General features: G+C 52.3%; 15 protein-coding genes. 9 read left to right on the top strand and 6 right to left on the bottom strand.

Going from position 1 to position 21,146, the window contains the following annotated elements; translation table 11 throughout:
- Window positions 1-247: 247 nt before the first annotated feature.
- The 4 genes from Q0628_RS03300 to Q0628_RS03285 all read left to right on the top strand — a co-directional run bounded on the left by Q0628_RS03300 (window position 248) and on the right by Q0628_RS03285 (window position 7,787).
- A complete protein-coding gene (locus tag Q0628_RS03300) occupies window positions 248-3,772 on the top strand; it encodes an FISUMP domain-containing protein (protein WP_298768153.1) in 3,525 nt (1,174 codons plus the stop codon).
- Window positions 3,773-3,898: 126 nt separating this feature from the next.
- A complete protein-coding gene (gene scpB, locus Q0628_RS03295; protein ID WP_072797100.1) occupies window positions 3,899-4,606 on the top strand; it encodes an SMC-Scp complex subunit ScpB in 708 nt (235 codons plus the stop codon).
- Window positions 4,606-7,218: a DNA mismatch repair protein MutS gene (gene mutS, locus Q0628_RS03290; RefSeq protein ID WP_298768151.1), complete on the top strand. Its 2,613-nt coding sequence runs from the start codon at window positions 4,606-4,608 to the stop codon at window positions 7,216-7,218. The genes scpB and mutS overlap by 1 nt, the downstream gene beginning before the upstream one ends.
- A 65-nt stretch (window positions 7,219-7,283) precedes the next feature.
- Window positions 7,284-7,787: an HD domain-containing protein gene (locus tag Q0628_RS03285; protein WP_298768150.1), complete on the top strand. Its 504-nt coding sequence runs from the start codon at window positions 7,284-7,286 to the stop codon at window positions 7,785-7,787.
- Window positions 7,788-7,790: 3 nt separating this feature from the next.
- Here Q0628_RS03285 and Q0628_RS03280 read toward each other — a convergent pair whose 3' ends face one another.
- From Q0628_RS03280 to Q0628_RS03270, 3 genes are all read right to left on the bottom strand, one after another.
- Window positions 7,791-8,297, bottom strand: a complete 507-nt coding sequence (locus Q0628_RS03280; RefSeq protein WP_298768149.1) for a RidA family protein — start codon at window positions 8,295-8,297, stop codon at window positions 7,791-7,793.
- A 70-nt stretch (window positions 8,298-8,367) separates the two neighbouring features.
- Complete coding sequence (locus Q0628_RS03275) at window positions 8,368-11,763, bottom strand: MFS transporter (RefSeq protein WP_298768148.1); 3,396 nt, start codon at window positions 11,761-11,763, stop codon at window positions 8,368-8,370.
- 142 nt (window positions 11,764-11,905) lie between these two features.
- Window positions 11,906-13,555 (bottom strand): sodium:calcium symporter, encoded by a 1,650-nt coding sequence (locus tag Q0628_RS03270; RefSeq protein WP_298768147.1) that lies wholly within the window; start codon window positions 13,553-13,555, stop codon window positions 11,906-11,908.
- Window positions 13,556-13,762: 207 nt separating this feature from the next.
- On the opposite strand from Q0628_RS03270, the gene Q0628_RS03265 reads away from it, so the two are divergent.
- A complete protein-coding gene (locus tag Q0628_RS03265) occupies window positions 13,763-14,497 on the top strand; it encodes an SDR family oxidoreductase (RefSeq protein WP_298768146.1) in 735 nt (244 codons plus the stop codon).
- A gap of 72 nt (window positions 14,498-14,569) precedes the next feature.
- Window positions 14,570-15,964, top strand: a complete 1,395-nt coding sequence (gene radA / locus Q0628_RS03260; RefSeq protein WP_298768145.1) for a DNA repair protein RadA — start codon at window positions 14,570-14,572, stop codon at window positions 15,962-15,964.
- Window positions 15,965-16,031: 67 nt separating this feature from the next.
- Here the strand turns inward: radA and Q0628_RS03255 are convergent, their stop codons facing one another.
- Window positions 16,032-17,447: a pentapeptide repeat-containing protein gene (locus tag Q0628_RS03255; RefSeq protein ID WP_298768144.1), complete on the bottom strand. Its 1,416-nt coding sequence runs from the start codon at window positions 17,445-17,447 to the stop codon at window positions 16,032-16,034.
- A 122-nt stretch (window positions 17,448-17,569) separates the two neighbouring features.
- Here Q0628_RS03255 and Q0628_RS03250 point away from each other — a divergent pair, with 122 nt between their 5' ends.
- The 3 genes from Q0628_RS03250 to Q0628_RS03240 are packed head-to-tail and all read left to right on the top strand — an operon-like array spanning window position 17,570 to window position 19,795.
- Complete coding sequence (locus tag Q0628_RS03250; RefSeq protein ID WP_298768143.1) at window positions 17,570-18,760, top strand: NAD(P)/FAD-dependent oxidoreductase; 1,191 nt, start codon at window positions 17,570-17,572, stop codon at window positions 18,758-18,760.
- Window positions 18,733-19,209, top strand: coding sequence for a SufE family protein (locus Q0628_RS03245; protein ID WP_298768142.1), 477 nt, complete (start codon window positions 18,733-18,735; stop codon window positions 19,207-19,209). Before Q0628_RS03250 ends, Q0628_RS03245 begins: the two co-directional genes overlap by 28 nt.
- Before the next feature lie 7 nt (window positions 19,210-19,216).
- Window positions 19,217-19,795: a hypothetical protein gene (locus tag Q0628_RS03240; protein WP_298768141.1), complete on the top strand. Its 579-nt coding sequence runs from the start codon at window positions 19,217-19,219 to the stop codon at window positions 19,793-19,795.
- A 7-nt stretch (window positions 19,796-19,802) separates the two neighbouring features.
- Here Q0628_RS03240 and tsaE read toward each other — a convergent pair whose 3' ends face one another.
- Together tsaE and Q0628_RS03230 are read right to left on the bottom strand one after the other, a co-directional pair.
- On the bottom strand, window positions 19,803-20,210 hold the full coding sequence (gene tsaE / locus Q0628_RS03235) for a tRNA (adenosine(37)-N6)-threonylcarbamoyltransferase complex ATPase subunit type 1 TsaE (RefSeq protein WP_298768140.1): 408 nt from the start codon (window positions 20,208-20,210) through the stop codon (window positions 19,803-19,805).
- Window positions 20,211-20,360: 150 nt separating this feature from the next.
- A partial coding sequence (locus Q0628_RS03230; protein ID WP_298768139.1) for a carboxynorspermidine decarboxylase occupies window positions 20,361-21,146 on the bottom strand: 786 nt, incomplete at its 5' end.

The following is a 21,146-nucleotide window of genomic DNA, read 5'->3' as shown; positions in this document are numbered from 1 at the left end:
GACACATCGCAAGGCTCGATGAGCCGAGCGTGCTCGGCGAGCAGCACCCGCCCCGGCCCTTGGCCGGGGAACGCCCAATGCTTTCCTGTCATGAAATCTTGGAAAATTCCTATATGTCCCAGGTTGAGTCATATAGAAAATTTTGACGAAAAATCTTGAAAAAAGTTGTTTTTATGTGCGCTGAAGGCTTGCGGTGCAGGGGGGTGCTTTGTTATTTTTAGGGGGTAAGGACAACAACGGGTTTCCCATGAAAAACGCATTTTCTAGAAAGCTTATGATCTGCGCCCTCGCGGGGGTGCTCGGTGCGGCGTTTATCGGCTGCGGGGATTCCAGCAGTTCCAGCGCCAGTGAAGATCTGTCAGAAAACGAGCCAAAGGAAGACGATGTTCTCGACTCTAGGGATTACACCGATTCCTCGGCGGCGGGAACCAGCTTCCGCTCTGGAATGGGACCGGCGACAATTATCAAGGATTCCGTTTCGAGCTACAGCACCATCCGCTTTGGAGCATACGAGTGGATGGCCGAAAACCTGAACGCCTTCATCGGTTACAGCATCTGTTACAACGACGACGAGGAAAACTGCTCCGACTACGGAAACCTCTATCGCACCGCCGCAAGGAAGAACGCCTGTCCCTACGGATTTCATATGCCGACGGTCGGAGACTACGAGTACATGGAGAACTTCGCCATTGACGTGACGGATAAGGCTTTCGGATTCAATCCCCAATATGCAGGAACCTGTTCTGGTTCGGAAAATTCTCCCAAGTGTTCCGGTATGGGCAAGTCTCTAAATCTCATGACGGACGGCGACAAATACTTTAGCATTATACCGTCGGGAAAGACGGAATACCTGCCTATGGACAGCGAGACCTACTACTCCATTCGCTGCATCCGCTACTCAGGTTTTGTTGATAACGAAAAGTTCCTCCCCGCCTGCAATTTGAACATGGAAGACGAGGAGTTCTACGTGGCAAACCAGGGAGAGAACTTCATCTGTCAGGATGGCACATGGCAAAGGACGGGAGAACGCGACTGCCATTATTCCTATCGCGGTCACAAGCACTACGTTCGCGATACGCTGTATATCTGCGACGGAACCTGGCGTCCTGCGGAAATGGATGAGTTAGGCGTGGCCTGCCTGGATTCCATCGAATGGACCGTTTACAAGCTGAATGGCGAAAATTACGTGTGCAACGAAGACTCCTGGCGTAGGGTGCATTTCCCAGAAGATAAAATCGGCTTCTGCAAGCCCGAAGACAAGGGAAAAATCGATTCCTGCTGGGTAGATTCCACCATGACCCCCTTCTATTGTGACGGGGACGATTGGCGAAAGGCCGAGCTAGAAGATGTGCTCGGCGAGTGTGACAGCACGAGAATCTATAAGTTGGGGTCCTATATGCATACCGATTACGTGTGCAGGCCTGGCACCTGGGACATTCTCACCTGGCAGACCTATTCGGAACTCGAAAAGGAAATCGGAGTCTGCATTCCGAAACGGCAGGGAAAAATCGACACGGTTTTGAAAGGTTCCGACACGCTTATCTACACCTGCGATACCGCAAAATGGCGGGCCGCCCTACCAAAGGACTTTTATGGGGATTGCGTCAAGAAAAAACTTGCCGATACCTTGAATTTTAGGGGGAAAATCTATGTTTGCAGGGATAACCTGAAATGGGAAACTCTCACCTACGACGAGGAGCGCTTCGGAGTGTGCACATCGCTTCAAATGGGTTTACGAGATACGGTTTATGATTCAAGGCTTGGTAAATTCGTTTATTTTCGTTGCGACTCTGCTACCCTGGATGGTAAGCACCTTGTTTATTGGAAATACGAAACAGTGGGAGATTACTACGAATGTAACGAGGCGAATCGCTATAAGATTATAGAAAGGTTCGACGGGAAAAACAGCTTCGGTTGCAACGAGGACCTGAAATGGGAACAGCTCACGGAGCCCGTTGCGTCCATTGGATATTGTTACGAAAAGATAAAAGGTGAGATAAGGGAATCGAAGGACAATAAAAAATATATTTGCGATTCTACATGGCGGAAAGCGACAAAGGAAGAAGTCCTTGGAACCTGCACAACGGCCCGCGAAGGCGAAAAAGTCAATTTCCAAAGTTCATACAACCTATGTTCTGACGGGGCGTGGAAAACCATTACAAAGCTGGAATACGACATGGGTTTTTGCGAAAACTCCAGTGTTGGAAATATCTCGTTCGACAGAGACAGCATAGGGTATATCTGCAAGACAACGGGTTGGAGCAAGGCCACCGTAACGGACATCTTCGGAAAATGCCAGAGCGACAAGGCCGGAACTGTAGTCACTCTCCATACGAGCTCTACCGGCATCGCCCGCTATGTCTGCCACGGCTCTTCGAGCTGGACTAGTCTTTCTAGCCTAGAAGAAGACGAAGGCATCTGCACCAAGGAACGGGAAGGGGACATGCTTTTCTATCGCGACACCTTGTTTGGATGCAACTCTTACAACTGGAGAGTGGTTCCACTGACGGAAGTCCTTGGCCCCTGCACATCTACGGAATATGGGAAAACGGGAACCATCGAAACCAAGAAATATACATGCACAGCCAATGGATGGGGTGCCTACAACTCGCTGGTTTCTGAACTGGGTGTCTGCGAAAGTTCAAAAGTGGGAACGGTGAAGACTTACAACGGAAAGACCTATGGTTGCGGGAAAAATTATCATAATTCTACCACCACCTATGACTGGGTTCAGGGAAGCGAAATTACGGATTCGCTGGGATTCTGTTTCGGGAACAATTTCGGTTGGGGTGTATTCAAGGGCGTGGATTACGGATGTGCTGGACATGGCGAAAGCAAGTGGATCAATTCTACCTTCTGGGCAATGTATGGCTCGTGCGTGAATACGCGATACGGAATTACCGTTGGTCTTGAAGGACAGCACTATTATTGCGATGCATACCTAAAGGATTACTCGACAAGTTCAAAGGGCTGGCACAAGATGACCGCCATGGATTCAGCAGTGGGAGTCTGCCGGGAAGCGATTCACCTAGAACCTGCCACCTATCTTGGAGAGCATTATTACTGCGGAAAGGAAAAATGCTCCCATGACTCCTGCTATGTATGGCTACAGGCTACGACTCTGGAACAGACTTTCGGCCTATGCAACGCAAACCGAAAGAATCTGAAAGGAACATGGAACGGCATGAACATTGTCTGTGACGGCACAAGCTGGACGCGGGATCCTGACGACTACGGATCCTTCAAGGATTCCCGCTCGGGACAAATTATTCGGACCGTTAAAATCGGGGAAAACGTTTGGATGGTGGACAACCTGAATTACGAAGTTTCCGGTCAGAGTTGGTGCCCTGAAAATGCCACGGACGGTTGTGACGAATACGGACGGCTATACAACTGGATGGCCGCCATGGGCGTCGGCGAACAATACGAGAAGACTCGTCTAGTCTATTCCGATTCGCTTTCGCACCAGGGCGTCTGCCCAGAAGGCTGGCATATCCCTGCAGCGAGCGAATGGAAAACCTTGCTGAAGGATATTGACAATGGCGGACTGGGTTTCCGCACAAAGATGCTTGGCTATCACAAGGTCTGGTATCGAAACGGGATAGACAGGGTTGATGAATTTATCGCGGATGCGTTTCCTAAATACTGGTCCGCATCGCAGTATTCGGATTCCTCAGCATTCCATGTCGATTTTGTCGCCGGGAAACTTTATGGGTACAATATTCCAAAGGCTTATGGATACCCTGTCCGTTGCGTAAAGAACTCCGACTAAATCCCTTTCGGATAATCATCTCACACTCCACACCCGCCCCGGCCCCAAGCCGGGGAACGCCCAAAAGATGAAAAACCAGAGGCGTGGGCATACTTGCCGCGGTGAAAATTTTTATTTTGCGGATGTATGGAAGAAAATCAGAATTTGGACGATTTGGCCGAAGAATCGGCGGAACTCCCGAAAGTCGAGAGCCAGGAGGATTTGGCCCGCATTATCCAGGCGCTGGTGTTTGCGTCTCCTGACATTGTGACGCTTAAAAAGCTGCGTGAAATTCTGGGCGATTTTTTGGATGCGCGTTTGGTGTCCGATGCTTTGATTGCGGCGAACGATTCGCTGAACAAGATTAATTCCCCGTTCGAAATCGTGGAACAGGCGGGCGGTTACCGTTTCCGCACGCGTGCCAAGTATTACCCGTGGGTGCGCAAGCTGTTCCCCGAGGCAAATGCCCGTAGGCTTAGCCAGGCGGCGCTTGAAACCTTGGCGGTCATCGCCTACCAGCAGCCGATTACCAAGGCGGCCATTGAACAGGTGCGTGGCGTGTCGTCGGTGGATGGCCCGATCCGTAACTTGCTCGACAAGGGCTTTATTGCGTTGGGTAGCCGCGCCGATACGGTGGGAAACCCCTATACCTACGTGACCACGCAGGAGTTCATGAAGTATTTTGGCATCAACCGCATCCCGGAAGACCTGCCGCGCCTCCGCGAATTCAGTGAACTTCTGGAAGCGGGCGCCTTGGTGCCGCAGTATGCTAAACCCGAATCGGTGAGCCCCGAAGAACCGGTGCAGCCCGAAGAAAATCCGGACCAGGTTGAATTGTCGATGGGAGATGCCTAATGGCTGTGACCCCGTTAATGCAGCAGTATTACGAGATCAAGAAACAGAATCCCGGCTGCATCTTGTTTTTTAGAATGGGCGACTTCTTCGAACTTTTCGAAGACGATGCCGTGGTTGCCTCGAAGATTTTAGGACTCACGCTCACGAGCCGCAACAACGGCGCCTCGGGAGCGACACCCTTGTGCGGGTTCCCGCACCATGCCGCGGACCGCTACGTGCCCAAGATGGTGGCGGCGGGTTACCGCATCGCCATTTGCGAACAGGTGGAAGACCCGAAACTCGCAAAGGGAATCGTCAAGCGCGATATTGTAGAAATCATCAGTGCCGGCACCGCGATGGACGAATCGAACCTGAATGCGAAGGAGGCGAATTACCTTTGCGCCTTCATTCCCGAGAAGGACTCGGTCTCGTTTGCGATTGCCGACGTGACGACCGGCTACTTGGCCGCGTGCAAGAGCTCGGTGCAGGCTTTTGAATGTGAATTCTGCCGCCGCATGCCGAAAGAAGTCGTGGTGCCCGAAGGAACCGTGATTCCTAGCGGTGTGATGGACTTGATCCGCTCCGAAAACATTCTGGTGACAGAACTTCCGGCATTCCTGTTCGGCGAAGATTCCGCGAAGGATGTGCTGTTTACGCACTTTAAGGTCGAGGCTTTGGACGGTCTCGGCCTGGATGGGCGAGTGGTCGAAACGCAGGTGACGGGAGCGCTTCTCCAGTACCTGATGGACCAGAAGAAGTCCGAACTTTCGCATTTTACGACGCTCGAGATTCTGAATCTCGACGACTACATGACGCTTGACCCGAGTACGCTGCGTAACTTGGAACTGGTGCGCCCGCTGAATGCCGACGATATCAGCAGCACGCTCTGCTACGTGCTCGACTTTACGGTGACTGCCATGGGCGGCCGCAATCTGAAGGAGTGGGTGAGCCACCCGCTGATTTCGGTGGACCGCATCAAGGAACGCGAAGAAGCCGTCGAAGAACTTGTCAATAATCCGGTGGCGCTAGACGAATTGAAAGAATCGCTGACTTCGATTCTCGATATGGAACGCCTGATGGGCCGCGTCGGTTCTGGCCGCGCGAATGCCCGCGATTTGGCGGGCATGGGCCGTTCGCTTTCGCAGGCATCCAAGGTGGCCGATGTGCTTGAAGGATTGAATTCGCCGATTTTTGAACCGATGCGAGCGGCCCTCATTGCCGCCCGAGGCCGTGGCGAAGAACTCCTCTCGCAATTTAACGATGACTTGCCGCTGACCGTCCGCGAGGGCGGCATGATTCGCGCGGGCGCAAATGCGGAGCTCGATGCCATGAACGAAGACATCAAGGAACGCCGCGAATGGATCGCCTCCTTGGAAGTCCGCGAGCGCGAACGCCTCGGAATCCCGAGCCTGAAGGTTGGCTACAACCGCGTCTTCGGTTACTACATCGAAATTACCAAGGCGCAGATGGCGAAGGCGACCGCTCCGATTCCCGACGAATACATCCGCAAGCAGACAACGGTGAATGGCGAACGCTACATTACGCCCGAGATGAAGGAATGCGAATCCATCATCAGTAACGCCGAAGTCAATATTCATGCGCTCGAATACAAGATTTTCTGCGAACTTCGCGAACGCGTGAACAGCTGGCGTGCTGAACTGCAGGAAATCGCAAATGCGATTGCGCACGTGGATACGCTTTACAGCTTTGCCCGCGCCGCCCGCAAGTACAATTACGTTTGCCCCGAAGTTTTCGAAGGCTCGGGCATCGAAATCAAGGGAGGTTTCCATCCGGTGATTGTCGCGGTCAATTCGGACCTGGACTTTATCCCGAACGATGTGAATCTTTCGCCCGAAGCGACCCGCCTGATGCTCATTACGGGCCCGAACATGGCCGGTAAATCGACTTACCTGCGCCAGACGGGTCTCATTGTGCTCATGGCGCAAATCGGCTGCTTTGTACCGGCTGAAAGTGCCCGCATCGGCGTGGTGGACCGCATCTTTACCCGCGTGGGCGCAAGCGACCGCCTGAGCCGCGGCCTTTCGACGTTCATGGTCGAGATGATCGAAACTGCAAACATCTTGCGCAATGCGACGTCCCACAGCCTGGTGCTCCTCGACGAAATCGGTCGCGGAACGAGCACCTTTGACGGCCTCTCGATTGCGTGGGCGATTGTAGAAACGCTGCACGACGAACCCGCCCGTGCCGCCATCACGCTGTTTGCGACGCACTACCACGAACTCACGGGCCTTGTAGAAAGCCTTGAACACGCCGGAAACTTCCAGGTGGGCGTTCAGGAAAAGGGCGACAAGCTGATTTTCTTGCACAAGATTTTGGAAGGCGCTTGCGATTCGAGCTACGGTATTCACGTGGCGGAAATGGCGGGCCTCCCGAATAACGTGCTTCGCCGCGCCCGCAAGATTCTTCTGCGCCTTGAGAAGCAGAAGATTGACCCGAGCGATGGCGCGACCCACAAGAAACTCATGGAAAAGCCGCAGGTCGACCTGTTCGCTCCCCCTGACGAATCCACGCAACTCCTTAAAGAAGAAATCCGCCGCTTAAAGCCCGAAGAAATGACCCCGATGCAGGCGCTCCAGTGCCTGATGGACCTGAAGGAACACTACGGAAAATGACGCGTTGTGGCATCACAATGCACAACGTGTCATCCTGAGCGTAACGAAGTGAAGTCGAAGGATCTATGCTAGATTTTGCCGCCTTACAAGAGTTTGTCTATAGTAACCGAATCGTGGATTCGACGATTCATGGACTTTCTCATTGGCGGCAGGTGGAATTCAACGGCTTGCTCCTTGCGCCTATTACAGGTGCCGATGTGACGGTCGTGCGGCTGTTCGCTCTCTTTCACGACTGCAAGCGCGAAGATGACGGCTACGATGGCGAACATGGTGAACGCGGAGCTGCCTTTGCCAAGGAATGCTTCGAAAAGGGCCTTCTCGAAATCACGCAGGAACAGTTTGATAAGCTGTACCATGCCTGCTTCTATCACACTAAGGAACATCAGACCGATGATCCGACCATCAACACCTGCTACGATGCCGACCGCCTAGACCTCGGTCGCGTAGGTATGCATCTGGACCCCAAAAAGATGGCGACCACTCCGGGTGCAAGAATCGCCCACAAGTCTTTGCGGGCGAATGTTGATGTCTATGAAATGCGCGAATGGATCAAGACCATTCAGCTTTAAGGTTTATCCTTCAATCCAGCCATAGCGTCCCGTGAACTTGGCTTCGGCCTTGATGACCTGGAATGTACAGCTTATTTCTATAGCGGCATTCTTCGGTAAGCTGGATACGCCTACAGCGGTACGTGCATGTTTGCCGTTGTCTCCAAAAATTTTGACAGCAAGTTCGCTGGCGCCGTTCAATATGGCGGGCTGTTCGTGGAAACCTGCGGCTGATTGTACGAACCCTTGCATCTGTACCAACCGGAGAGTTTCTCCTTCTTCTAGCTGCGAGAGAGCGGCTGCCACGTTGTTCATGAGGCAGATGGCAGCACCTTCGGCAGCTTTTTCAGCTGAAATTTCATTGGGAACAGTGCCACAGAATGCCGAAAAATCTCCGTTGACGGAGGGAAGCTGTCCCGATACATATATAGTATCTCCGCTACGTACGGCAGGAACGTAGGCTGCGAGTGGTGCCGGACATTTTGGAAGTGTCAGCCCCAGTTCTGCCATTTTTTTTACAATTTGTTCCATATAACCTCCTTAATCAGTCGCCTATATACTTAATATACAACTTTTCGGACAAAATGTTTTGCCATGAATGTCATTTCTTGGAATTTTCTGCTAATTCTATCGCTAATTTTTTCATGCCGTTAAAATCCCATTTGCCGCTCCCGAGCTTCGGAATCTGATCGACACTGAAGACGGCGCCCGGCTGCATGAGCGGCGGAATGCCCGATTTGCGGAGTTTGCGGGATATTTCTTCGGCGTTACCCTCCTTGACCAGGAGCACGATTTTTTCGCCCTTGGCAGAATCCGGAACGGCCGTCACGGCGAATTCGTGGTCTTCCATGATGCCGGATTCGGCGATGCGGAGTTCTACGGCGGTGAGTGAAATCATTTCGCCACCGAGCTTGGCAAAGCGGCTGTAACGTCCGAGGATTTGTACGAATCCGTCCGGAGTGAGCTTGCACTTGTCGCCGGTCTTGTACCAGCGACGTCCGTTGATTTCCAGGATGACGCTGTCTGTTTTTTCTTTGTCCTTGAGGTAGCCCTTCATGACCTGCGGACCGGTCACGACCAGCATACCTTCTTCACCCTGCGGCAGGAATTCGTTGGTTTCCGGATCGATGATGGCGCAGACGGAACCCGGTACGGACATGCCGATGCTCGAATTGTCGGAGCATTTTTCCATGGTGAGGAAGTCATCGAGGAGTACGTTCGGGGCGTTGAGCGTTGCGAGCGGCGTGAGTTCGGTGCATCCGTAACCTTCGTAGACATCCTTGCCGAATTTGAGCTTGAAAGTTTCTCGCATTTCGGGGCGGAGCTTTTCGGCACCGGCGATAATGTAGCGCAACGAATCCAGGCACATCGGGTGAACCCAACGGTTGATCGCGATGGCGCGGAGGAAGGTCGGCGTGCCCATCATGATGGTCGTCTTGTACTGGGCGCACACGCGGGCAAGCGTCTTGATGTCCGTCGGGTCGGGGCAGAGAACCATCGGGACTCCGTCCAGAAGCGGCATCATATAAGTCATGGTGAAGCCGAACGAATGGAACAGCGGGAGAAGGGCTGTCATGACATCGGTGCGGCGAAGCTTGATAATGTGGTCGCCCTGCTGGGCGTTCGAGATCACGTTCTTGTGCGTGAGTTCGACTCCCTTCGGGGTGCCTTCGGAACCCGAACTGAACAGGATGACTGCGTCGTCGTTCAGGTCGGCTGCGGTAAACCACAGACGGCGTAAAATCGCTCCCGGGCAGATGTGGATGATAAAGGTCGAAACAAGGCGACATATCGTCGACATTTTCGCTTCTTCTTCGTCCAGGTAAATCATCTGGCATTTGCCGGCGATTTGTCCGAAGGCGACGTTCTTTCCGCAGAGCTTGTCAAAGAAGGCGTGCGTCGTCACTACGGTAGAAAGGTCGGCCTTTTCAATGCAACCCATGATCGTGTCGACCGGCGCAGAGTAGTTCAGGTTCACGGACGTCTTGCCGGTGCCGAGAATTGACATAATGCCGAGGGCGGCGTCGCGGCTGGTCGAAAGCATGAAACCCACATTGCGGTCACCCTTGGCGACAGACTTGATGACTTTGCCGAAGTGGTGGCACAAACGAATCATGTCGTAGCCGTTGACATGGTTGCCGGCGGGGTCAATCAGCATCACGCGGGAACGGCGCTTGCGCATAGCCTTGAACCAAAGCGGGACTATCGATGCGGAATGGTCCATGGCGGCATTCCAAATATCGGTGTCCAGAAGTTCCAGGTCGTGGCGGATTTCTTTTTCGGTTGCGTTCGTAGGAAGCGGCTTCGAAAAACCGACGCTAATAATGCGGTTGAAGGACTGTGGACGGTTCACGCATTCCGAGGCGTGGCTGTAACGGCTGCCCCAAAGACCTTGAATATAGAACGGGACAATCGGGGTGTCTGTACCTTCGATGGCCTTGGAATAATCGAGCGAGAAGGTTGATACGAACGGGGTCTTCGAAACTTCGCCTTCAGGGAAAATCACGACTGCTTCGCCATTCAAGAGAGCCTTGTGGATTTCTTCCATGGCAGGGGCCGGGTCGCGGCGGTTAATGCTAATTAAGAAGTTCCCGTGGAAGAACCAGCGCTGGTACCAGTCGGCGAATGTGTTGCGGTTGCTTGCGATGCGGAGAGGTCTCGGCGAAGCAATCTGGAGCACCGCCCAGTCGATAAAGCTGAAATGCGGACCCACCAAGAGAACTGGACCGGATTCGGGAATGTTCTGCACACCCATCACCTTGACTCGGTAACGGAATACGAAGGCGAATGCAAAGCGGAGCGCCGCTCGCAAAAGGGCCATCGGGTTGTTCTTGAGGGTTGCAATAAAGCAAAGTGCAAGAATTACCGCTAAAATCATAAAGCAGTAATCGAGCGTAATCGGCGTAAAGATGAGGAGCAATGTTTGGCCGCCCATAATCAGCACGAGTGCAGCCATCTGAATGCAGTTTGCCACTGCGTGAATGCGGCCTGCTGTATCGGGGCGGGTGTAGCTTTGAATGACAGTTCGCAAGATGACGAATGCGCAGCCGGCGCTCCAGCCGATAATGCCGTAAAGGATCGCCTGCAACCAGGCGTTATGTACGAACGGGAGTGCAAACATGGTAATAGCGGAGGCTACTGCTGCAAACGGGATCAGGCCTGTTTCGACAAAGCCCTTGGAAGCCCAACTGGCAGAGAATGCTCCAACCACATAGCCGGCGGTCACGATAAACATGGAAATTGGAATCACGGCTGTGTTCAGCATGTTCGCCAAGTCTTGAATCAAAATCAAGAAAATCTGCGTCACGCCCCAAAAGGCGGCAAGACCAAGAATCGAAAGACGTACAATCGGGTGGCTCCAGGTGGCCGAGAAATTTCGCATGGGGGAACGCATTTTGAGACTGTCGTGCTTTTCGCCAACCTTGATGCAGAATCCGGTGATGGTTGTGACGACACTTAGGCCAAGATAAATCCATAGCGTAAGGTCGATGCTGATGGGCGAGTCGGGTCTGCCCGAAAGTCCCATGGCAAAAAATGCTGCTCCAGCAGTTCCCAAGACAGAAAGAGCCATGTACCATGAGTTAATCTTGACCAGGTCTTCGCTTTCTACCATTTCTTTCATGATGCCGAGCTTAGCGGGGCTAAGTACTGCAAGGAAAATGCCGTACAGCCCAAGAAGTCCGTAGGCCACCCATTCGGCTCCGGCCACGTAGCAGACAACGACGGCAATCACCGAGGCGAGCATTCCCACGGAACACCAGGCCATGACGCGACCCTTGTGGTAACGGCCGGCAAAGTAGCTGGCGGCGGGCATCATGAAAATGCTCGGCGCGAAAATGGCTACTTGCAGAAGCATGCTGCGCCACCAGAAGGCAGATCCCTCGAATGAAAACGAAAGCCACCTCTGGAAGTGTACAAACAAGCCCATCTGCACAAATATGCTACAAAAAACAAAAATCAAGTACGCAATGGAACTCTGGTACTTCGTAAGTTTCATATTAACCCTTCGTATGTAGGACTGTGTCCATTCTTTCGTCTATTTCTTCTTGAACACCTTGTAAAAGCAGAAGGTGCACATCCCGATAATACCTGCCCACGAAAGGACCATAAAAATCAGGCCGCTAGTAGAAAATTCCATGTTATGCCTCCTCGTCGGAATTGCCGACGGTCATATTCTGCTTGTGGAGAACGGTGGTCTTTCTGGCCGGGCCGTTCTTTTTCCAGGCGTAGTAGATGGCGATATTCAAGAGTACCACGAGAGCGAGCAGGAACCCGCGAACACCCCAGGTAAAGCCAATCTGTGAGAATTCGCTACCGAGGAAGGTGACCTTGGCATCGGCCGGAACGTTGCTCAACAGGAGCACGCCCATGCCGTCGTGAATGATCCAGGCGACTAGCACGACAGCCAGGTAAATCGGGCACACGTACATAATGATTGGCCTAAAGAATCGGGGGAGTTTCAAGGCGGCGCCGTCGTTCATCAAGGCGAAAGCTTCGCATTCCGGCTTGCCGTCTTCGCCAATCACGTCGGATTTGCGGCGACCGAGTACGAACGAGAAGATGAATGCCTGAATGGTGCCGAGAACCACCAGCAAGAAGCTTCCGCCCCAGAAATCGAGCTCATCAACTGCACCGGCAGCAAGACCAAAGATTGCCACAAGGCCTCCCAGGAAGGTTACTGTGCCCGTGGCGGTAATGGAGCCCTTGCGGCTAAACTTCAAGTCGTCTTCACAGAAACTAATCAGCGGCTGGATGATCGAAATGGCGCTCGTGACGCCCGCGATAAAGAGCATCGCAAACCACAGCGTCTGGAAGAATCCGCCAAAGGGCAATTGGCCGAATACGAACGGCATGGTCTGGAAGCCGAGGCCGAAGGTACCGAGCTTAGCGCATTCTTCAATATTGTTACCGGCAATGAGTACGGCCATCGGAATCACGATGGTGCCGCCAAGGATGATTTCTGCAAAGCCGTTGGTGGCACTTGCCGTTAAAGACGAAAGCACCAGGTCTTCCTTGGGCTTCAGGTAACTGGCGTAGCAGAAAACGATGCCCATACCGAGGCTCATGGTAAAGAAGACCTGACCAGAGGCAGCGAGCCAAACCGTGGGGTTGAGAATTTCGGAAAGGTTCGGGTTCCACACGAAAGCGAGTCCCTTACCGATATCGGTAATCGTAAGCACGCGCACCACGAGGATAATGCCCATAATCAAAAGAATCGGCATGGTAATCTTGTTCACGCGTTCAATGCCCTTGCGCACGCCGAACGAAAGGAGTCCCATGTTGCAGGCGAAGGTGAGCAAGAAGAAGAGGATTGCGGCAGGAACAGGGCCGACTTTGGTGTTCAGCATGATATAGTTGCCGAAGAATTCCTTCATCGGTTCGTAACCGCCGGCGACCACTTCCATCAGTTTGCCTGTGGCAGAGTAGTAGGTAAACGCGAGAATCCAAGACTGGATAAAGATATAGTAGAAGCTGATGAACAGCGGGGGCAGGAGCCCGAGCGAACCGAGGTGCTTGGCCCAGGGTTTCTTGTTCAGAATGTAGTGGAATCCGCCGGGGGCGGTACCGTGGTGCTTGTTGCCGGCAGCGCGGCCAAGCGTCCATTCCATCCAAGAAAGAGGTATGCCCAAAAGCAAGAAGGCAATGAGGTAAGGGATAATGAATGCGCCGCCACCGTTTGTGGCTGCCTGCACCGGAAAACGCAAAAAGTTGCCAAGTCCGACGGCGGAACCTGCGACCGCAAGAATTACGCCTAGCTTCGAACCCCAGTTGTCTCTAGAGTTGTTCATGTTTATACCCTTAAAATTTGGAACAAATTTAACTTTTTCTTCCACGGTCATCCGTTATAAGTCGGCTACCACCTAAGAATCCCATTTACTTCTGTATACAGAATTCTTAAAAAAAGCTTGCCTTTCGAAAGCTGAGATGTCTATTTTTATCTCTGGAAATTGAGAAGGTGGGCTTAACCGCATTCCATACCAAAAGAGGATAAATTCATGATTGATGTTAAGGGCAAATGGACCTTGATTACAGGCGGCTGCCGCGGAGTTGGCCGTCTTACCGCTATTGAGATGGCTAAACTTGGTGCAAATATCATTTTGCAGGGCCGTGACAAGGTTCATGCCGAACCCGTGATTGCCGAACTCAAGAAGTACGGCGTAGAAGTTCGTGCTGTGGGCTGCAACCTCGAATGCGAGGCCGAAATCGATGCCGCCCTTGCAGAAATCGACAGCTGGGGCGTGCAGGTGGACCTGGTGTTCAACAATGCGGGCCTCATGAGCCACTACTTCTCCGATTATCTGACCAACACGATGGAAGATTTCCACCATGCGATGGCGGTGAACTTCTTTGCTCCGATCAAGATAGCCTATCACTTCTTGCCCGGTATGATCAAGCGTGGTTTTGGCCGTATGCAGCTTACCACGAGCGGAATCGCCAGTGAGCCCGAACTCATGGGCTATGCCTGTGCGAAGGCCGCTCTCACCAAGTTCGTGAAGGATTTTGCCTGCAAGCTGAACGGTACCGATGTAATGATGAACGTGATGGATCCGGGGTGGTTGCGCACCGATCTCGGTGGCCCCAACGCCCCCAACGCTCCTGAAAGCGTGATCCCCGGCTCCATGGTTTCTGTGCTCCTGGACGACAAGAAGAGCGGTCGCTGGTTCAGTGCCCAGGAATTTACAGGCATGAGCCTCGCTGACGCCCTTGAAAAGGGCAAGACGATCGCTTAATTGTACTGAACGTCTGTTCACTCTTTGCGGGATGACACTTTGTGTCATCCCTTTTTAACTATATTAGTGCACATGGTAGCACTAAACAAGTCTAAAGCAAAAAAAGAAATTGAATTTCTCTGTACCGAGTGCGGCAATACGACTCCCAAGTGGGCTGGGAAGTGTCCGTTCTGTGGGGCATGGAGCAGCCTCAAGGAACATGCTGTCGAGATGCTTCCCGACGGTGGGCGCGCCGCGCGCGGTCTTGGAGGTCCTGTCCACAGGGTGGTTCCTCTCAAGGATGTCGCAACCGAAGATACGCGGCGGCTGAGCACCGCCAATGCTGAATTTGATCGGGTACTGGGTGGCGGGCTTGCTCCAGGTTCCCTGGTGCTCATCGGTGGCGATCCGGGTATCGGTAAGTCAACCTTGGTGCTTTCGACCCTCGCCACCATGACAGCTGCTGGCGTCAAGTGCCTCTACGTAAGTGGAGAAGAGAGTGCTGTACAGGTGAAGCTCCGGAGCGAACGCCTGAATGTTTCTGGTTCCGACATGCTGCTCCTCTGCGAGACTAGCCTCGACAAGATTGTTCAACAGGCGGGGGAGATAAAGCCGCAGGTGCTTGTCATCGACTCCATTCAGACGGTTTATAAGGAATCGCTCTCGGGGGCACCGGGGTCTGCAACCCAGCTTCGTGAATGTACTCTAGACTTGATGGTCTTTGCCAAAAATACGGGCTGCATAACGCTTGTTATCGGCCATGTGACTAAGGATGGCCAAATAGCCGGCCCCCGTATCCTGGAGCACATGGTAGATACGGTCGTCTATTTCGAAGGGGACCGCAACCATCAGTATCGTCTGTTGCGAACCATTAAAAATCGCTTTGGTGCAACCGACGAAATCGGAGTCTTCGAGATGACAAGTCATGGACTTTCTTCTGTTGCAAATCCGAGTAGAGTCTTTTTGCAGGAGGGGGTTCCGCCGACACCGGGGAGTGTTGTCTGCTGTACCATGGAAGGGTCCCGAGCAATGCTTTTTGAAACTCAGGCGCTAGTGAGCCAGACCTCGTTTGCCGTTCCGCAGCGGGTGGCCGCGGGAATCGATCCGAAACGTTTGACCATCATTCTTGCGTTGCTAGAAAAGTTCGGCGGAGTCGTTGTCGGAGCGTCTGATGTCTTTGTCTCGATTGCAGGCGGTCTGAAGGTGAGCGATACGTCTTCGGACCTGGCCTTGGCAATCTCGATAGCGAGCAACCATCTTGGAATTCCGCTCGGTAGACAGTGTATCGCCATTGGCGAATTGGGACTTTCGGGTGAAGTTCGTTCCGTGAGTCTTCTTGATCAGCGACTCAAGGAAGCCCGTCGCCTCGGTATGACCGAGGCGGTAGTTCCAGCCGGAGGCAAATTACCGGAACAGACTTCTGGTATCCGCATCGTGCAGGTACGGACTTTGTCTGAAGCCATAAACTGGCTGATGGATAGAAAGTAGGAATACTTTTTAAAAAGAAAACCCCGGTTGTTCACCGGGGCTATTTGAAATCCGTTATGGTCTTGGATTACTCTTCGTCGTCATCCATGGACTTTCTTTTCTTTTTCTTCTTCTTCGGTTCACCATCGTCACCGGACTTCTTCTTGCCTTCGACCTTGATATCGGCGGCCTTTTCACCACGCTTGGTGAAACCGTACTGACGAGGGTCAAAACCGGATGGGAAGACGGTCTTGTTATCGTAGATCACCTTCTTGGCGGTGAACTTTTCGATTTTGGCTCCTTCGAGATTTGCACCGGAGAAGTCAACGTCGTTCATCTTGGTGTCGGCGTCAATCTTGATGCCCTGCATGTTGGCGTTGGTGAAGTTCACCTTTTCGAGCTTGGCACCGGCGAAGCTAACACCGGAAAGCTGTGCGAGGATGAAGTCGGAACGTTCGATGGTGGAGTTCGCAAAGTTTGCCTTGGTCAGGTCGGCCTTGTCAAAAATGTCCTTACGGACGTAAGCGCCATCAAACACGGCCTTCAGGAGTTCGGCATTCTGGAAGGAGTTCTTGCTCACTTCGGTGTCGAAGAAGGATGTCTTGGAGAGCTTTGCCTTTACGAAGGAGCTCTTGGACACGGAACCCTTGTCGAATACGACGCCGGTCAGGTCCTGGTTGTCGAAGTTCATGTTTTTCAGGGTAGACTGAGCGAACTTAGCCTTCTGAAGCTGGGTCTTGGAGAGGTCGACATCATTGAAGGTCGTCAGAGAAAGGTCAGCTTCCTTCAGGTTGACATTTTTGAATTCCACGCCGCTGAAGTTAGCCTGGGAAAGACCAGCCTTGGCGAAGTTCACTTCAATAAGGTCGGTACCCTTGAAGTTGGCTGCAATCAGGTTACAGGCGGTAAAGTCCGTCTTGACGAGCGTTGCCTTGCGGAGGTCGCTGTTAGCCATCAGGGAACGGGAGAAATTGGCGTTGGTGAGGTTGGCCTTGCTGAAGTCGGCGGCAGTCAGGTCCACGTCCATGACGGACGCCTGGGTCAGGTCGGACTTGCTGAAGTCCGTATTGTCGGACACCTTCATGGCGTCAAGGCGGGCGTTCTTCAAGTTTGTTTTCGGGAACTGGCTATCGAGCAGCGTTGCACGGTAGAGGTTGGCTTCTTCCAGGTTGGCGCCTTCGAAGGAGGATCCGCGGATGTCTGCGCCGCTAATGGTGACTTTGGAGAGGTTGGCCTTTTCAAAGTTGGCGTTGCTAATCACGGCATTCTGGAACGAAACCTCAGTCAGATTTGCTCCGGCGAAGTTCGGACCTTCACCGGTGGCACGACGGAAGTCGGTCGTATTCTTGACGGCTTTCGAATTTTCGAAGTTGAAGCCGTCGATACGCTTGTTACTGAAAGAAACATTCAGGTCCTTGCCTGCCCAATTGTCTTGAGCAAATGCATTGAGTGCGAGCGCACTTAGAAGGCACAGGCCAAACTTGGAGACTCTCTTCATATTCATATATAACATTCCCTTTAAGGATAAAACCAAATAACGGATAGCCCTAAAATAACTAAAAAAATTGTTAAATAGCAATAAAAAACAAAAAAACTTTATAAATAAAAGCTAATTTGTTCCCCGTAATGGCAAATTTTACATCAAATCGGTACGATGTAGTGGTTTGCGGGGCTGGTCCGGCTGGCCTCATGGCTGCTTCTACACTCGGACGTTCGACCTCCGGTGCTAGACGGATTTTGCTTTTGGACAAGAAGGAGCCGTGGAAAGAGCCCATCTATTGTGCTGAAGCGGTATCGCGCGATCGCTTGAAGGCCCTATGGCCTGTGGACGAGTCCTTTGTACGGGGGCCCTTGTCGGGAATATATTTTACGTCGCCAAAGCGATATCGCGCTGAATTTTATAGTAAGGACTGTGGTCTTATATTAAATCGTACCCGATTCCACCATGCCATTTCGGAAAGTTGCGTACAGGCCGGTGTGGAATGCCGCTATGATGTACTCATCCGTAAATTGGAAAGGGATGGTGACGGGTGGAAATTGATGGTGGAAACCGGGGGCGAAACCTATGCTCTGTCCGCAGCAGTCGTTATAGACGCTACGGGACCGGGTTGCAGACTGACTCGCAATGTTGAATGTCTGCAGGAAATCGAGTCCGGTGATGCGGACCTTGAACCGGCCATATTTGCCGTGGCGGAAGGTATAGAACATAGCAAGGAACATATCGAGCTTTTCTTCGGTTCTGAATTCGAGGCGGGATACGGCTGGATCTTTCCGCGTGATGGGGGCGAAGTGAATATCGTGCTTGGCAAGGGTGTCAAACACAAGGTGCCGTTACGCCAAAAGCTCCAGGACTTTATCGCTCGCGACTATCCGCAGGCAAGGATCAAGGCGGTTTATGGCGGTATGATAGCCTGTGCCGGAACGACTCCCAAGCCGCTGGCGAAATGCGGTCTCTTTAAGGCTGGCGATGCTGCAAGCTGCGTGAACCCCATTAGTCGTTCGGGAATTGTCGAAGCGCTGCTTTGTGGCAAGATTGTAGCCGAATCGGTGCGGGACTGGCTCAATGATTCCGGGGAAAATCGTGAAGCGATTGAATCGGCGGTGCTTAACCGCTGGAATGAGGCTCTTGGAAACAAGCATGTGCAGGTTGCTCGTGCCAAGCCCGGTTTTAACAAGATTGCCGATGCCCAGTTTGATCGCGCCGCCAGGAATCTTTCCAAGTTGCCGCGTGAAAAACAGACTTTGTTCCGCATTTTCTTTGCCGTACTTTGGGCTTGTCCTTCGCTGATATGGAAAATGCGTTCTTTCTTGAGGTGATGATGAGCGAATTGATGGATTCACGATTGAAAGAAGTCCGCGAAACGTTCGCTAGTTTTACAGACGAAGATGGAAAGTGGAAATATCTTCTGGACCTAGCGCGATCTCATAAAGGAATGGATGCGTCCCTGAAAGATGAAAAGTTCATTATTCAGGGATGTGCATCAACTATGTATCTGGTTCCTCAGTTTAATGGGGAAAAAATCCATTTTGAAATGGATGTCGAGGGGGGTACGACAAATCCCCTGATCAGCCGTGGTCTGGGAGCGCTTGCGCTGAAGGTCTATAATGATATGTCTCCGGCGGAAATCCTTTCGGTAGACCCGAAGTTCTTTCAGGATATCGGGTTGAATGTTGGCCTTTCCCCGACGCGATCCAATGGCTTTGCGAGCTTGATGAAACAGATTTATTTATATGCACGGGTCTATTTGGCCCTTTCAAAAAAGTAGGAGAGTTATGTTCAGTTTCTTGAATGGAAAAAGCCCTTTTGACGAAGCGGAAGAACGCCTGGAAGCAGGTGATACCGTCAATGGAAAACCGAAAATGCCGACCGGCCCTATCATGGGGTGGCAGGATGGAGTATTCCTTTTGGTCGTCGTTGGCCTTATTGTCGGTGGCTATCAGTATTACCAGCATGTCAAGCAAAGCTGCGCAGAAACTTTCGCGACCTGCGAAAGTCTGTATCAGGCTGCATCGCAGGATGCTTCCAAATATGCCGAAGTGGAGTCTTGCTACGAATCGACGAGGACTCTTGCTTTTGTGAGCGACTCTCTGGAAGTAATCACTCAAAACCGTTTAGGTGAAATTGAGGATATGAGACTAGCGCAGAAGGATTTGCTGACCGATGCGAATGCCGCTCTCGACAAGGGTGACACCGTTGCGGCAGCGAAGATCGTGACCGAATACAAGGGGCCCATGCTCCTTTACACTGGCGATAAGAGCGAATGGGACGAAATCGTAAAGATTGCCGAAATTCAGGCGGCAAAGGATGCCGCCAAGGCCGCTGCCGTTCCTGCCGATTCTACGGCTAAGTAGTCTTTGTCTAAAGATTTGTTATTTTAATTTCCCTCTCGGTTTCCGAGAGGATTTTTATATCGATTTTGTGCGTCAGACCAGGGTCGTTGTCCTCGAGGCGCTCGGGCCATTCGATCAGGCTGATGCCGCGTTCAAGGTAGTCAGGGTCGAGGCCGACCTCGTAGAGGTCGGCGCCGCCATCGAGGCGATAAAGGTCGAAGTGAAAAATCGGCGGGTCGTTGGGGTATTCGTGCAGAATGGTGTAGGTAGGGGAACAGACTGAACCCTCGAAACCGAGACCTTTGCAGATACCACGACTAATAACTGTCTTGCCGGCACCCAGGTTGCCATAAAGAGCCACCTTGTCGCCCGGCTTTAGGTTCTTGCCGAATTCAACCGCCCAGTTGTAAGTTTCTTGTTCTGAATGAAATAGCATGATGAAATAAGGTATGAGGTATGGAATCGCTCGCCTGAAGGTTCGCTTTGAGGTATGAGGCTTGAAAATGTGATTCCTTTTCTCAAAGGCTCGTAGAGCCGAGCTCATACCTGAAAACGAAGTGACCTCAGAGGACCGAAGGTCCGTGCTCTAAAGTTTCTGCTTGAATTGTTCGTAAGTGAACTTGTGGAGCAAATGAAATTTGCCTTGTTCGTCGAACTTGCCGATACTTGGATGGCGTACTCCGTTGAAGAAGGTGGTCTTGACCATGGTATAGTGAATCATATCTTCGAAGATGATTCTGTCGCCGATCTTGAGCGGCTTGTCGAAAGAAAAATCACCTAGCTGGTCGCCTGCGAGACAAGAATTTCCTGCTAGTTTGTATGTAAACATCTTCTCTCCCGGCATGCCTGCTCCCGTAACGGTGGGGCGGTAAGGCATTTCAAGGCAGTCGGGCATGTGTGCGCTAATCGATATGTTCAGGATCGCGATGTCAATTTCGTTGTGGACTAGGTCTCCGACAGAGGCGACGAGTTCTCCCGTCTGCCAACCGACTGCTTCGCCCGGTTCCATGATGATGGTCAGGTGCGGGTAGCGGCTGTGAAAATCGTTGAGCAGGCGAACGAGATCTTCGCGATGGTAATCCTTGCGGGTGATGTGGTGGCCACCGCCGAAGTTCACCCACTTCATTTTGTTCAGGTACTTGCCGAAATGATGCTCGAAGGCCTTGAGAACCCCTTCGAGGGCGTCTACATCCTGCTCACAAAGGGCATGGAAGTGAAAACCTTCGATTCCGTCTAACAGTTCCGGCTTGAATTCTGCTTCGGTGACGCCGAGGCGGGAAAATTTCCCGCAGGGGTTGTACAAGTCCGTTTCGACCGTGGAATACTGAGGGTTGACTCGGATTCCTGCACTGACTCCCGCTTTCAGTGTCTT

Source organism: uncultured Fibrobacter sp. (assembly GCF_937877005.1).
Classification (GTDB): domain Bacteria; phylum Fibrobacterota; class Fibrobacteria; order Fibrobacterales; family Fibrobacteraceae; genus Fibrobacter.
The sequence above is the reverse complement of the archived record's forward strand: the minus strand, read 5'-3'. Positions and strand labels throughout refer to the sequence as shown.

What these genes read in the sequence shown, in the direction of transcription:
- Q0628_RS03280 (WP_298768149.1), bottom strand. Translation starts at nt 8,297, where the DNA reads ATGGAACAAATTGTAAAAAAAATGGCAGAACTGGGGCTGACACTTCCA.
- Q0628_RS03250 (WP_298768143.1), top strand. Translation starts at nt 17,570, where the DNA reads ATGGCAAATTTTACATCAAATCGGTACGATGTAGTGGTTTGCGGGGCT.
- scpB (WP_072797100.1), top strand. Translation starts at nt 3,899, where the DNA reads ATGGAAGAAAATCAGAATTTGGACGATTTGGCCGAAGAATCGGCGGAA.
- Q0628_RS03300 (WP_298768153.1), top strand. Translation starts at nt 248, where the DNA reads ATGAAAAACGCATTTTCTAGAAAGCTTATGATCTGCGCCCTCGCGGGG.
- radA (WP_298768145.1), top strand. Translation starts at nt 14,570, where the DNA reads ATGGTAGCACTAAACAAGTCTAAAGCAAAAAAAGAAATTGAATTTCTC.
- Q0628_RS03255 (WP_298768144.1), bottom strand. Translation starts at nt 17,447, where the DNA reads ATGAATATGAAGAGAGTCTCCAAGTTTGGCCTGTGCCTTCTAAGTGCG.
- Q0628_RS03270 (WP_298768147.1), bottom strand. Translation starts at nt 13,555, where the DNA reads ATGAACAACTCTAGAGACAACTGGGGTTCGAAGCTAGGCGTAATTCTT.
- mutS (WP_298768151.1), top strand. Translation starts at nt 4,606, where the DNA reads ATGGCTGTGACCCCGTTAATGCAGCAGTATTACGAGATCAAGAAACAG.
- Q0628_RS03240 (WP_298768141.1), top strand. Translation starts at nt 19,217, where the DNA reads ATGTTCAGTTTCTTGAATGGAAAAAGCCCTTTTGACGAAGCGGAAGAA.
- Q0628_RS03265 (WP_298768146.1), top strand. Translation starts at nt 13,763, where the DNA reads ATGATTGATGTTAAGGGCAAATGGACCTTGATTACAGGCGGCTGCCGC.
- Q0628_RS03245 (WP_298768142.1), top strand. Translation starts at nt 18,733, where the DNA reads ATGGAAAATGCGTTCTTTCTTGAGGTGATGATGAGCGAATTGATGGAT.
- Q0628_RS03275 (WP_298768148.1), bottom strand. Translation starts at nt 11,763, where the DNA reads ATGAAACTTACGAAGTACCAGAGTTCCATTGCGTACTTGATTTTTGTT.
- tsaE (WP_298768140.1), bottom strand. Translation starts at nt 20,210, where the DNA reads ATGCTATTTCATTCAGAACAAGAAACTTACAACTGGGCGGTTGAATTC.
- Q0628_RS03285 (WP_298768150.1), top strand. Translation starts at nt 7,284, where the DNA reads ATGCTAGATTTTGCCGCCTTACAAGAGTTTGTCTATAGTAACCGAATC.